This window comes from Marinifaba aquimaris (assembly GCF_013328345.1).
Classification (GTDB): Bacteria; Pseudomonadota; Gammaproteobacteria; order Enterobacterales; family Alteromonadaceae; genus Marinifaba; species Marinifaba aquimaris.
In genome coordinates, this window is the sequence record NZ_JABULX010000041.1 from 1 (window position 1) to 13513 (window position 13513).

Here is a 13513-nt window from a genome sequence, read left to right on the forward strand (position 1 = left end):
TGTTTGTTTTGGGTTCAACTTTCAGTTTAGTGCTGAAAGTCAATGCAAGGAGCGAGGCTGTCTTAGAGGATTATCAGGTCTTTCATTTTGCATGAGATTTGAGATTGGTGAATGAGTCTTGTTGGTTTTATTGGATTGTGCTGGCTTTTAAACAGCGAGCCGATCCTTTTACACCAGAAAGGCCGATCACCTTTGACCAGCACCATGCGCCATTTGGTGCAGTGCCAGTAAACAACAAACTAAACCAATAAAAAAGCAAGCCTAAGCTTGCAATTGAGCACTAAATAAGAAAGTTATCCGAAACGAAATAAAAGCTCGATTAAATTTGATTGAAGGCTTTTATAAATGGCTTGTGATGTTGATGAAACCTTACATGCCCCTCAGAATTAAGACGTTTTCGCTTTTGTTTAAAAGGCTTGAGCATGTATCCCCAGTTGGAGTTTTTAGAAAAATAGATCACAAAATCAATAGGTGCATCACCCCATTTATTTTCCACTAAAAATGTCTCATCCGTTGTTTCAATTGTTTTAATTTGAATTCTATAAAAGTTAACACCGTCGCTTATCAAAAGGTCTGTCTTCATATCATGATCAATCATGGGCACAAAAACTTCCCAACCGTCATATGTAAATCAACTTGCACTTAAAGTTTCAAATGAAATATTTTTGTAGTGTTTCTGGGCTGGAGCGGGTCGATTAAGATGTTTTATAGGCATAGTTGTATCCAATATAAAATTGATGCCGTATGTCAGTTTCAGGCCTCCTGAATACGAACCGAGTATCTCTCAGAGAATACTCCCAATTAAATATCACCATACAACCTAAGGTTTGTATCTAATAGAAAGGGCTGCCAGCCCTGCAATAACTATCATAAGTATCTTGCATTAATACTATTATCAGACTTAAAGCCTGTGATATGACTTACCTATAAACTAACAGCTATCAAAAGAGTTAACCAACTTTTTTCCTTACTACCTAAAAATTTCCTTTGATACAGTTTTAAAATTAATAAAAAAGGCAAGCCTAAGCTTGCCTTTGTATTTACTAAATTGCTTTTAAACAATTGAGTTAAACGCTATTTTTTAATACATCAATTCTAGTTGGAAACTCTTTTGAAAATAACCTTGTTAAAAACTCTGGTACCAGATCTTTCATTTTGCATTCGGTTGAGATTGGTGAATGAGTCTTGTTGGTTTTATTGGATTGTGCTGGCTTTTAAACAGCTAGCCGATCCTTTTAATGCCACTAAGCCCGATCACCTTTGACAAGCAGCATGCGCCATTTGGTGCAGTGCCAGCACTATGAATGATTAGATTAAAATCTAGTATATTTGGTATTTGACATAATAAAACTAGATTGCCAAGTGAAAGGTTTGGGCTTTTCTTGATGTAAATCGTCAAGAAAAGCCGCATGGGTTATTTCAATTAATTCCAAAGTTTTTGGAAATAAATTTTATCTTCCAATGCTCCCACTGTATATAAAACGTTAAACTCAGTTTCGTTTCTCATTGCCTTGGTTTTGCTCTGTGTACCAATGAAGGTTTCACTTTCGTCACAGCTATAAAAACTTGTTTTAGCATATAGAGAAGATACCCCCAACTCTAAATAGAAGTCGTTCAAGTCTATTGATACTGAGCACCCTCGGTTATCAGAGCCTGAAAAGTGTGATTGGCTATCAGTCATCCCGCTTATTATCGAGCCGTTTTCCCAAGCTAATTCAGGGGCAAAACTTGGTATAAAATCTATTCCGTCAATGACTTCAATATCATTTTCGCTTATGTAATTTTCTGTACCTTTAAATGATAAGCGGTAATTTGTAATTGCTGTCGCATCTTTACCGTTATCTGTCAGCATTTGTAATCTTAGTTTTGTAGCGACTGCGGGTTCATTATTTATTACTGTAAAGCCGTCAATCACTATTTCAAGAGGGATGTCTTTTTTCCCGAGCGCTTCCCATTCTACCCAATCTATATCACCTTCCTCTGTACGTAAGTCCCGACCATTAACAAACTTACCATTTAGTCTGAAGTTAAAGTATGATTTTTGGGTGCTACCATTTTCTAGCTCGTTAACTACAAAATAGTGATCTTGAGTATGAGAAATGAAGTGAGCGAGCTTTTCACCTTTTATTTTGATAAACGTATTCGTTTCATCAATGGCGCTGTTTCTGTATTGAAATGAATATCGTTTATTCATTTCTTCCCATGATAAAAATACACTGGAATCAGGAACTGCATTACCCAGAACATCATCTTCAGGGTTGCTGTCTACTAAATCATTAACAAATTCCCCCTCAGTTACAGTGCTTGTATCGGTGGTTGTTATGTCTGTTTCAGTCACTGTTTCGGTTTCGGCCGCTGTTTCGGTTTCGGTCACTGTTTCGGTTTCGGTCACTGTTTCATTTTGGGTGGCTGTTGACACCGAGTTTCTGTCAGAAGCATTAGATGCACTACTTCCACCTCCACCACAGGCTGTTACGCTAAATGCGCTCAACAATAAAATTGCAGCTTTTATATCTTTAGATTGATACATATTTGTATTTCCTTCTTTTATAGTTATATCCCAGTATGGGATTTTATAAGTGGTTAATATTTTTGGCTAATAACTAAACGAAATTGCATATCCCGAAACGGGATATTTAGGGCGTTGGATTAAAGTACCCGGATGAAACTATGGGACGATAAATACCAACGCTTTCGCCAAGCTTTAAAAGACTTGCGAATTGAATCTGGCTTGAAGCAACAGGAGCTTGCCGATAGGCTAGGCAAGCCACAAAGTTATGTTTCGAAGTACGAAAACGGCGAGCGAGGCTTAGACTTTTTAGAAACACTACAAATCTGCGAAGCTTTTGGTGATGGTGCTTATGACAAGCTGTTAAACGCTGTTCAGGGGAAACGAAAAATAAACTAAACATTTGTTATCTCCAGCACATCATATAGATCATATTTTTCTGTAGTTAATATAGAAACTAGTTTTATTACCTCTAAATTCTTCTCAACCACCAACCACATCGAACGCTCTAACGCGAGTATTTGAAATAACTTAACCGACTTGTAGGCTAGTTTGGGCTTATTTATTGTCATTTTTACCGGTAAGGAAAACTTTGCGCTTGCAGCAACACTGAAGGGACAAAATTGATAGGGGGAATTAGTTTGCTCTAGTACATCTAAACCCGCTAAAGTGATATCGATATCTTTTTCTTTTAAAAACTGCGCTGGCTTAGGCGGGTTTATATTAGGTATAGATATTTGAGTTTTTTGCTGAAAACCTTCTTCAACAATATATATATCAAATACTAAGCCTGATGGTTTAGCTAACCAAAAGCCTAAGGCTTCTGCTTTTTTATTCATATTAATTACTCCAGTTTGTGGACTGGAGTAATTAAAACAAAACTGAAATGAGCGACAAAAAATGGCTAAAAAGTAGACGTGTAACTAAATGGTTTTATGCGCTTAAATGTTATAGTAGGTTAGGTGATGATTAACGATTCAACGTTATTTATCTTGCTTGTTCAATGTATCAAGCTTCTGTTTTTCTTTGTTTAAGCAATACACAGCAGTGATTGATAATGCAATAAAAACGATGCAAACAACAATAACGTATTCCATTTTTGATTCCTCAAAATTATAAACGGCTAAATATAATCTCTTAGCACATTCACCGTGTGCCACAAAAATAAGATAGTTAGATTAAGCAATAAAAGCTATTTTCAAGAAGAGGCGGGCTGTTAGTAAGTTATAAAAAGTTAATTAAAACAATGCTCTATTATTGTCATTAGCCCATAAGTTTAATGCTTATTTAGCTAGGGTTGTTTAGATAAAATACAAAAACTTTGTATTTAGGCCTGACTAAAAGTAACCCAATTAAACTTTCTGAAGCTTTAAAAAAAGTTGTTCTTGCACTCCAATCTCTCATTTTAAATATCAAAAATACGTGGCTCATTTTCCTTTTTGTATGCTGAAAAGCGAATAAACAAGGAGAAATAAAATGAGCAATGTAATTTATTTTGAACCACCCGAGTCTGCTTTTTCACCATTACAGCTGACTTATCAAGACGACAGTCTCTGTGTTGGTGTGATAGGTGGTTTAAAGAACAAATTAATAGTTGATCAAAGCGATACTTGGTTTCAAAAGTGTTTAATTGATACTCGAGTAAAACAAGGTGTTCCTATTAAGAATGACCACTGTGGGGTGATGACGTTTTTGGGGTTTTCTGGTTGTTATCCCGTTAATAATAACTTCGTCATTGTTGCGATGTTAACACTCATTCCAGAACAAGATATTCCCTTTATTGAAAACTCACAGCCGGATTTAGTTATATCTCCCATACATAAAATATTTATTGGAGGGGGATATCAATTTTTTGATGATAACAGCATGTATTTTTTAGCATGTGAAAAGTCTAGTAGGGAAGGGTATATCAAGTGTTGTCGGTACGATCGAGTAAACGAAAAGCTTTTACCGCCGGTTTTTGTACATCACTCAAAATTACATCGTGTAAATGGGCAAGAACAAGACAATGCACTTATCGAGTATGGATTTTTAACAAGGTAATAATTGATATGACAACACATAAATACGAAAAAACAACAGAAGAAAATACATTAGCGTTTTGGCACATAAAGTCTGAATTTGAGGCAGGGCAAGAGAGCATATTCGTCTATTTTGTTGCACCCGAGTACAAAATGTATCATCGAACAGAAATTGAGCTCGATCCAAATGCATTGATTTTAGAAAGAGTCCGATTTTTAACTGAACCTGAAATTGAACTTTTAACAAGGGCAATTAAAACTTCAGCTGAAAGTCGTTTTAGTTTAGAACAATTTGATCCTTATTCTGTTGTTGCAGCTTATGTTTTTAAACCAAAAGAACTAATTGAACCAGAGCATACTCAAGAAATTACCGATTTAAATGAGATTCAAATATTTGAACATGCGGATTATTTTGTTATTGAAGATAATAAGCATGAATTTCACGGTATTGTTATACCTAGCCAATTTCTAATTTCTTCCCACTACGATTATCATTATTTTAAGAGAAATTTTTAACGGTCGTTTAGTTATAAAAGAACGTATTTGACTTGTGGTCATTTGTGTTCTTTGGGTTTTCTGAACTTTTATGTGACTGTGATATTTTGAGTTAAAATTGATGTAAAAATGCCATTTTCTCCACCCCTTTTTACGTTTAGGTAAAAAGGGGTGGAAAACTCCCCCCCTTTTTACCTAAAGATAATATTTGGTGTTATTAATTTTACTAAATTTTAGTGTGCATATTTATCCCCTTTTCAGCACCAAAGCTGGCACTTATAAAGTAGAGTCTAAAGTTAATTGTTTTTGCTAGAAAACGAATTGAAGTTTAATAACTTTGACCTTTGTTACTTTACATCGAGAAACGCGCATTCAGTTGCTTTTTTGCTGACTAATCTTTAATTTAATGCGCAGATTATTGAGGGAGAAATTAACTTGTCTGTCGAGTTTTATAATAACAATTCAACATCCTTTTATGAGTCGACCAAAGATGTCGATATGAGTACTTTGTATGATGAGTTTCTGCCTGCAATAAAAACAAACGGAAGTATCCTTGATGCTGGTTGCGGCTCTGGCCGCGATAGTCTGAACTTTAAAAACTTGGGTTATCAAGTGAGTGCGTTTGATGCATCAGAAGCGCTTGTAAAACTTGCCACAGATTTACTTAATCAAACTGTCGAACTGGCTACGTTCGATTCATTTAAAACAAATAAAACATTTGATGGTATTTGGGCCTGCGCCTCTTTACTGCACGTAGCAAAAAATGAATTACCCGCAACATTTAAAAAATTGACTGAGTTATTAAATAACCGAGGTGTGTTTTATTGCTCGTTCAAATATGGAAAGCAAACGATTGAGCGAGAAGAGCGCGTTTTTACCAACCTTAATGAAATGTTATTAGAAAACAGTATTGCCAATACTGGGTTACACATAAACAAAACTTGGGTAACAGCCGATCAGCGACCTGGCCGTGAAAATGAAAAATGGCTCAATGCAATTTTGGTTAAGGGCTAATTGTTAATGACTACAGCGTATGTGGCCGATTACCCAAAATTAAATTCAGCACTTAATGAACTTGATTACACATTAACGGAATCTTTCGAGACTGGTTTTTTGTACTGTCATCCGACTAAAACCGCTGTTTTAGTGGATACACATTTATTTGAACTTGATCCACAAGACTATCACTACGTGCATTACACCAGCGTACAAAACAAGTTAATGCATCAACACCAAGGTCTATTAAGATTTGTTTATGATGATCATGCGTTATTCATTAACGAACTTGAGTTATTCACAAACACAGACATTGAACCTGAGAATATTCGAATCTTTGGGCAACAAAGGGATGAGCATCACTTAGACCCTACACCGCCTGAATATAATTTTGCACTGATCTTCGAACGTGTATTTTCTGGTAAAGCACTGCATGCGCTAAAAGCTGAAGATAGTTATATTGACAGGGCAGGCACACGCCGATTTATTGATTACACGTTAAAGCGTCAAACCAAGCCTATTGCGATTGAACTTAATGGTGAGCGTTATCACCACCCATTATTGACTGGAAAGAAAAAATATCGCTCGCAATTGTTTAAACAAAACTCTTTAGTAAGTGATGGTTACCTTGTTTATCGCTGGTCGAACCGCGGCATGGCAGATGACACTAAAATTGATGATCAACTAAGAACTTACTTCGGCTATGCTAGCCAGTTTTGTGCAGCCCCGCATTACCGAGCAGAGCGAGCAATAAGTGAGTTTGCATTATACGAACATCAAGCCGACACCATAAAACGCATTAACCAAGAGCGCCAATCAGGTAAGAATACTTTTTTAGTGGTGCTGCCAACCGGTACAGGCAAAACAGAAGTGTTTATTGAAGATATGCGCCAGCAATATCTTGATAAGCAAATTGAACGTGTTCTGGTGATAGTGCCAACCTCTGCGTTAAAAACGCAGATGGTTGAGCGAGTTAAAAAGCATATACCTGAATTACAAGTCGGTTTTGAGCTTGGCGATAATCGTATTGATGTTGTGGTGCAAACAAGCGCCTACCTTTTAAGGCATTATCAAAACCAAAACAGTCAGCACTTTGATTATATTCTGGTTGATGAAGCCCACAGGGCTGCAGCCCATGGCTTAAGAAAAGTACTTGAGCATTTTACACCCAAAACGCTCATTGGTTTAACCGCAACGGATGAAAGGCTCGATAAGCAAAAGCTAGAAGATATCTTTGGTAGCTATCAAGTCGATTTAACCCTGCAACAAGCAATTGAAAAAGGCTTAGTACCACCAATTAGAGCGTTTCGTTTATCGTCAAATATCGATTTATCCGCTGTCAGGTTTAACGGTAAAGACTTTGTTAAGTCCGATTTAAACAAAACAGTACAAGTACCATCACGTGATCAGCTTATTGTTGATGTGATAAATAAATATTTTAAAGAGCCGCTACAACCTAATAAACCTGCCGCGCAAGGTGTAATTTTTTGTGTTGATGTAAAACACACCAAGCGCATGGCCAAGTTATTAAATAACAATGGGCTAACGGCGGCTTCAGTGCATGCGAGCGACCGAAAGGGTATTGAGGCATACCTGAGTGGTGATATTCGCTTTTTATGCGCCTGTGAGTTATTGAACGAGGGCTGGGATGCACCACAAACAGAAATTGTGGTGATGGCAAGGCCAACCATGTCTAAAGTGCTTTATACGCAACAATTAGGGCGGGGGACGCGCAAACACCCAGGTAAAGAAGCCTTGTACGTTATTGATGTGGTCGATAGTTATGGCGCCGCACTACAACCCTGGAGCTTGCATGGTTTGTTTAACTTAAATCAGTACCAGCCGTTTGAAAATATTATTGAGCCCGAACAAGCGTTACATAGTAACGAAATACTGATATTAGATGGTTTATGGGAAGGTGAGCGCCGTATTGAACCTATCAATATTTTTAACTTTGAAAAAGAGTTTGGTGATTTGCTTAATGAAGAACAATTAGCCAGAGAACTTTTTGTATCAACAGGCACCGTTAAATCATGGTTAAAAAAAGGGGATATACAAGCCGATAAAAGCTTGCCTTTTGGTAGAGCAACGTTGAATTACTTTGAAACTGAACAAGTTGAACAAATTCGTGTTACTAAGAAACTGAAACAGAGAACCGAGCAAAGCCGTTACGACGACTTCTTTGAATTTTTAGCGCAACGTGATTACACCTTTTCCTACAAAATTGCCTTCATGTTAGCGTTCTTAAAACATTGTGATAATCAAGGTGAAGCCAATTTAGAAGCCGTGACTAAAACCTACCAAGTTTTTTATAAACAACTTTTTGATGAATTTAATGTTGTTGAGAAAAGTAACAGCTCGCTTTCTGATCAAAGTAAGCTTAATGATGAAAAGAATATTCAGAAAAATATCCTTGAAAGTCCATTCGAGAAGTTTGAACGCAAACGCTTTATGTATCAGTGTAAAGACTTAGCCTTAATCGCATTTGATACAGTACTTTGGGATAAATTAAAGGTTGAGGATTTAAATAAAGTACGCGAACAAATGCTTGATGATGGTATCAACTACTTTGAAAAGATAAACATCAGCTTAAACCAAGGTCACTTTGCTGTGTTTATGAATGATTTTATTGAAGAACCTAATAACTCAAATGTTGTTTCGCTAAAAGCGCATCAAATACAAGTTACAGAAGAACAAAAGCTCATTTCAGATAACGCTCCTGAAATACTTGATAGTGAAACCACCGCGTTACCGTTTTATCCAAACATAAAAATTGCCTGTGGCCATTTCAAAACAGGCTTTGCAGATGAACAAGTTGCTATGGAGCTGGGTTTAGGTTACGGCAATTTAGACCCGACAAAACACTTTTTAGCGCATGCATCCGGTAACTCCATGAATGGTGGCAGACGCCCTATACTAGATGGCGATTTATTGTTATTAGAGTGGGTGACTTCAAGTAGTGCCGGCAGTATTACCGGTAGTACCATGGTAATAGAGCAACAAGATGGCGCAGGTGATAATCAATACATACTTCGTGTAATTAAAAAACAAAACGATGGCAGTTATTGGCTACATGCCCAAAACCCTGATTATGAAGATATCCCCGCCACAAGTGATTTTAGGACCTTGGCAAGATTGAAAGCGGTTGTGAGTGAAAAATAAACTAAAAGCTTGAAATAGTATCAGCAAAAAGTATATTTAAAACTCAACTACTGGATATATACAGGTGATGACATGACTACATTTATCGGTTTAAGTATTTACCTTGTTTTACTCTCTTTGGGTACTTATTCAATTATTAAGTATTTACCGCCTTATTTAACAAAATTGAATCAAGCTAAAAGTAAACCTAAAGCTAATTAAGCTTTTTACCCGACATTAAATCTTTATCAAAAGAGAATTGATGCTCTATTGGGTTATGCAAGCATTTACCTATGACTCTTTTCGGGAAAAATATACGGTCGTACTCTAAGATCACTGAGTTGTCGTACCCATAATGGCTGTAACAAATAGGGCACCGACCTTTTATTACTAGAGTTGTTAACTTTCTCTCAATATCTTTGTTATCTGAACTATGTATTTTAGTGATTTCTGAGAGGCATATCGCACTCAGTGGCTGCCCAATATGCTCGTCTATTAAAACTGCTTTATTTTTAACTAGAAAGGATAGCTTTTTCGCTGGAATAAAAAGTATGTAGCTCTCAATTACCGAAGCAATGATTAAAAGCTCCATGCCGATCAAGCCTTTTGTAAAAAGTGCAATTAAAGCTAAAGGTGAAAGAAACGCAATTAACAGCAGTGGCAACATAAACGCTAATCTAGAACGATACTTTTCAAAAAAAGGACTACAAACACGAATATACCAAGGGGTTCTTTTTAACTTTTCTGCTTTGTAAGAAATATAAATTGGGTTGATTACTTCATTCTTCTCATGCAAGGGGACTTCTTGTGTTTTACTTATAATATCCTCAGGCTCAATGAAATATTTATTTGGGATCCCGTTGCCCCCGCCTTGCTCTACTTTAATCATTGGAAAACGATTTAGTAAATGTTCTTTTTGGGGACTAATCGATTGCCACAGTAAAGCTTTATTTTCCTCAAGTTTAGTAATAAACCGCTTCATATAACGGCTTACTGCTCTGGGGTCGTTTATACCTAATTCATCATTAATTAGTTGCTTTGATGTTATCTTTTGACCAGTGGTCAATAGTTGTATTGCAAATTCATGAAACGCAGAGTTTTTAAAGGTTTCATCGGCGTCTTTTAAAAAATCTAAGCAGTCTAAAAGATACAAGTTTTGTTTTTGCGCGATGCTTAATGCTTGTTTTTGTTCTTCCATTTTTACCTGTACTACCTGTATGGCGCGAATAATTCCTAAATTGAATTGATGATTCATCACGACTGCAATACGCAGCGTAACCTAAACAAAGGATAAAGAATGAATCTGATAAACAACTCTCAACAATTTGATGTAGACATTAACAAGGAAACTACGGAGTTAAAATACGCAGTCAATGAAATAGGGGATATTAAACATATTTCTGAAGTTGAAAGAGGCTTGAGCTGTAATTGTATTTGTCCCTACTGTAAATCTGCATTAGTGGCTAAAAAAGGAGATATCAAGTCGCACCACTTTGCACACCATAATGGTGAAGACTGTTTAAAAGGTGGTGAAACTATGCTGCATTTAATGTCCAAACAAATTCTAATGGATGAAAAAAGAGTAATGACACATGGTGAGTTACTTCAAGTTAACGCCGAAGACGCTTTAGGGTTTCATCATGAATTGACCGATTACATAGCAACGCAAGTTTTACAGGGTTCGGACGCTGTTCTTGAGCCTAATTTGGGTAGTTACCGGCCAGATGTTTCTCTAAATGTTAAGGGCACTTGGCTAGATATTGAGATTTTTGTGACTCATCAAGTAGATGATGATAAAGCCACCCAACAGAGCACAAGGAAGCGTGACATGTTAGAAATTGACTTATCTCAATTACCAAGAGATTTGTCGATGGATGAGCTCAAAGAGCAAGTGCTTTATTTAGCACCAAGAAACTATATTTACGGTTCCAACAGAGAAGCGAAGCTAGAGGCATTAACAACAAAAGTTAATCAAACCATATCGCATATCAATCAAATTGAAGAAAAGCGAAAACAAGCAGAGAGTAATGCGATTACTGTGGCCACTGATGATAGTGTAACTATTCTTGGTTTCAAATTCGGTAGTGGTTTTAGTAATAAACGACATGGTCAGCAAGACTTTTCAATCGGGCATTTATTTTGTCTGTCTAAAGTACAAGATTACAGCACGAGAAACTTTACGCTCAGTGCAAGTGGTGGATATGAAGTAATAAGTCGTGATGCATCAGATTGTTTAATAGAAACATTAAAAACTTATCAATTCCCAATTCAAGCAAAGCTAGAGTATTCACCTAAACCTGACATGGGTAATAAGTTTGTCGTTTCTGGTTTAACGATAGTCACTAGCTAAAAGTAAACAAATAAACTGTTGTCATTGCTTAGAGCCTTTGATAGCATATGAAGTGTTTAACGGATATACGTTACTTAAAATATTAAATTTTAGGTAAATACAATCCTATTCCGTCTTCGGGCGGCTTAAAATAAACTAACTTCTAAGATTGGTTTTTAACTTAATAGTTTAAAACTACTATCTTTAAAATTAGTGTTCAGTCTTCGGGCTGTATAAAATTAACGTGGCTCAAACCACGATAAAAAAGACCGCTAATGTGGTCTTTTTTACTTTTTGCTGACTGCTTTTTATATCTAATCTAATGTGGCTACAGTCCATATGCGCTTGAGTGGTAACTCAGCTTTTATATCTTCATCAAGTTTGTCGTAATGAAGGAAAAGTTGTTCAAGTAAATCTTGCTGTGTCCAAAGCCGCACTCTAAAAAAACTAGATGCCAATTCTTTTTGAACATTACCTTTAAATCCACCCCAAGCAACAAATAAACCTTGGGTTGAATTAAATTTAGTCATTGCTCCCATGAGCTTATCAACAGTTGGCCGATCAACTAGGCCATCTCCAGATTTAACTTCCACGCAAATCCTTTGGCTTCCGAACCCCATTGGGCCATCACCGGCTAAAATATCTGCTCCGCCATCAGCACCTTCAGGGCTTTGCCAACACGTATAGCCTTGCGCTGTTAATATAGCGGATACTAAGCGAGTTAAATTATGACCTTTAAATTTAGCTTCAATTAATTTAATGATTTGGCTATGACCTAATTCTTCAAGATCACTTTCAATTTCATCATCATTTGCATCTAGGTTGTCAGAGGGGCTCCTAGATTGTTTGATTATTTGTTTGTTTGTTTCAGCTTTCCAATCGTTAGCTTCCATTGCATTGATACGTTCTTCTGCATTATTTCGCTGGATTCTGCATATCGTCATAAAAGCGCCAAAACTATAAAGTAAATCCTGCGAAAAATGTGATCTTGGGATGGGGTCTGGTAACCACTCTACATCACGCCAGTGAAAGAATGGGTTGTTAGCCTCCTGATCAAAATTATACCCAGAAATAATTTTTCCAATATAAATTACAGGTTGTGTTTTTGAGGGAAGTATTACTCTGTCACCAGTGTTAATTGCATGTGCAAAAGGCCAAATTTGACTTGCTTGATTCATCAACTTTTTGGGTTTCGCATCTGGCTCATTTGCGGCTAAAGCATCAATTAATTCCTGACGTTCTTCCATTGTTGATAAATTACTATCAAGGCTATCCCAAGTTACATAGACACGATTCTCGTTTAAAAATTTATGTTCAAATTGTCCTTGAGAGCCTGCTCTTATTAACCAAACTGCCATTGTAATCCCTAACTTTTTTATTAAATTCAATTCGTATCACCACTAATTGCCTATTAGCACGTGATGGAATATGACCTCTAAAGCGTATGTTATTGTTCTGACAATAAATATCTACAATTAATAACCCACATTATTCTATTACTTTTGCACATTGAAAATGAAGGGGTTTAGTTATTGAGGCATTAAACCCTTTGAATATTTTTGTTATGTGCTGATTCTCTAAAACTATTGGTGCATATCAAAAAGCAATTGCGATTTATTACTGTTAGAGTGGGTGACTTCAACCAGTGCCGGTAGTATCACTGGTAATACCATGGTTATAGAGCAACAAGATGGTGCTGGTGATAACCAATACCTACTTCGTGTTATTAAAAAACATAATGATGGCAGTTATTGCCTACATGCCCAAAAACCTAATTATGAAAATATCCCCGCAACAAGTGCTTTTAGAACTTTAGCAAGGTTGAAGGCGGTTATTAAATAATCTATTGATTTTTAAGACATTATTAGTATATTGAGTCTATAAATACTAGATACACCTAGGTGATGATATGATTACATTGATCGGTTTAAGTATTTACTTTGTTCAGTGACTACCTTTATAAATTTTGGTAAGTTTCGAATGCTTTTCTTGTTGCATGACACATTCAATTGCTTCTACTTA

General features: G+C 36.4%; 13 protein-coding genes. 8 read left to right on the top strand and 5 right to left on the bottom strand.

Features of this window, described 5'->3' with window-relative positions:
* Nucleotides 1–319 precede the first annotated feature (319 nt).
* Complete coding sequence (locus tag HR060_RS17775; RefSeq protein ID WP_246283214.1) at nt 320–598, bottom strand: hypothetical protein; 279 nt, start codon at nt 596–598, stop codon at nt 320–322.
* Between the two features lie 825 nt (nt 599–1423).
* Nucleotides 1424–2530, bottom strand: a complete 1107-nt coding sequence (locus HR060_RS17780; protein WP_174201632.1) for a hypothetical protein — start codon at nt 2528–2530, stop codon at nt 1424–1426.
* Nucleotides 2531–2662: 132 nt separating this feature from the next.
* Between HR060_RS17780 and HR060_RS17785 the strand changes: the two genes are divergently transcribed.
* Nucleotides 2663–2908, top strand: coding sequence for a helix-turn-helix domain-containing protein (locus HR060_RS17785; protein ID WP_174201633.1), 246 nt, complete (start codon nt 2663–2665; stop codon nt 2906–2908).
* On the opposite strand, the gene HR060_RS17790 is transcribed toward HR060_RS17785, so the two are convergent.
* Nucleotides 2905–3348 carry a hypothetical protein gene (locus HR060_RS17790; RefSeq protein ID WP_174201634.1) on the bottom strand — a complete coding sequence of 148 codons (444 nt, stop codon included), beginning with the start codon at nt 3346–3348 and terminating at the stop codon, nt 2905–2907. The two genes, HR060_RS17785 and HR060_RS17790, sit on opposite strands and share 4 nt — an antisense overlap.
* Before the next feature lie 637 nt (nt 3349–3985).
* Between HR060_RS17790 and HR060_RS17795 the strand changes: the two genes are divergently transcribed.
* From HR060_RS17795 to HR060_RS19700, 5 genes are all read left to right on the top strand, one after another.
* Entirely contained in the window at nt 3986–4552 is a 567-nt protein-coding gene (locus tag HR060_RS17795) for a hypothetical protein (RefSeq protein WP_174201635.1), read from the top strand.
* A gap of 8 nt (nt 4553–4560) precedes the next feature.
* Entirely contained in the window at nt 4561–5046 is a 486-nt protein-coding gene (locus HR060_RS17800) for a hypothetical protein (RefSeq protein ID WP_174201636.1), read from the top strand.
* Nucleotides 5047–5460: 414 nt separating this feature from the next.
* Entirely contained in the window at nt 5461–6039 is a 579-nt protein-coding gene (locus HR060_RS17805; RefSeq protein WP_174201637.1) for a class I SAM-dependent methyltransferase, read from the top strand.
* Nucleotides 6040–6045: 6 nt separating this feature from the next.
* Entirely contained in the window at nt 6046–9183 is a 3138-nt protein-coding gene (locus HR060_RS17810) for a DEAD/DEAH box helicase family protein (protein ID WP_174201638.1), read from the top strand.
* Nucleotides 9184–9255: 72 nt separating this feature from the next.
* The gene (locus tag HR060_RS19700) at nt 9256–9384 is read left to right on the top strand and encodes a hypothetical protein (RefSeq protein ID WP_281362631.1); all 129 of its coding nucleotides are present in this window, start codon (nt 9256–9258) and stop codon (nt 9382–9384) included.
* Here HR060_RS19700 and HR060_RS17815 read toward each other — a convergent pair.
* Complete coding sequence (locus HR060_RS17815; RefSeq protein WP_174201639.1) at nt 9377–10417, bottom strand: hypothetical protein; 1041 nt, start codon at nt 10415–10417, stop codon at nt 9377–9379. The two genes, HR060_RS19700 and HR060_RS17815, sit on opposite strands and share 8 nt — an antisense overlap.
* 42 nt (nt 10418–10459) lie before the next feature.
* Here HR060_RS17815 and HR060_RS17820 point away from each other — a divergent pair, with 42 nt between their 5' ends.
* Nucleotides 10460–11512 carry a competence protein CoiA family protein gene (locus tag HR060_RS17820; RefSeq protein WP_174201640.1) on the top strand — a complete coding sequence of 351 codons (1053 nt, stop codon included), beginning with the start codon at nt 10460–10462 and terminating at the stop codon, nt 11510–11512.
* 293 nt (nt 11513–11805) lie between these two features.
* Here the strand turns inward: HR060_RS17820 and HR060_RS17825 are convergent, their stop codons facing one another.
* Entirely contained in the window at nt 11806–12849 is a 1044-nt protein-coding gene (locus HR060_RS17825) for a restriction endonuclease (protein ID WP_174201641.1), read from the bottom strand.
* Nucleotides 12850–13123: 274 nt separating this feature from the next.
* Between HR060_RS17825 and HR060_RS17830 the strand changes: the two genes are divergently transcribed.
* On the top strand, nt 13124–13333 hold the full coding sequence (locus HR060_RS17830; RefSeq protein ID WP_174201642.1) for a hypothetical protein: 210 nt from the start codon (nt 13124–13126) through the stop codon (nt 13331–13333).
* Nucleotides 13334–13513 lie beyond the last annotated feature (180 nt).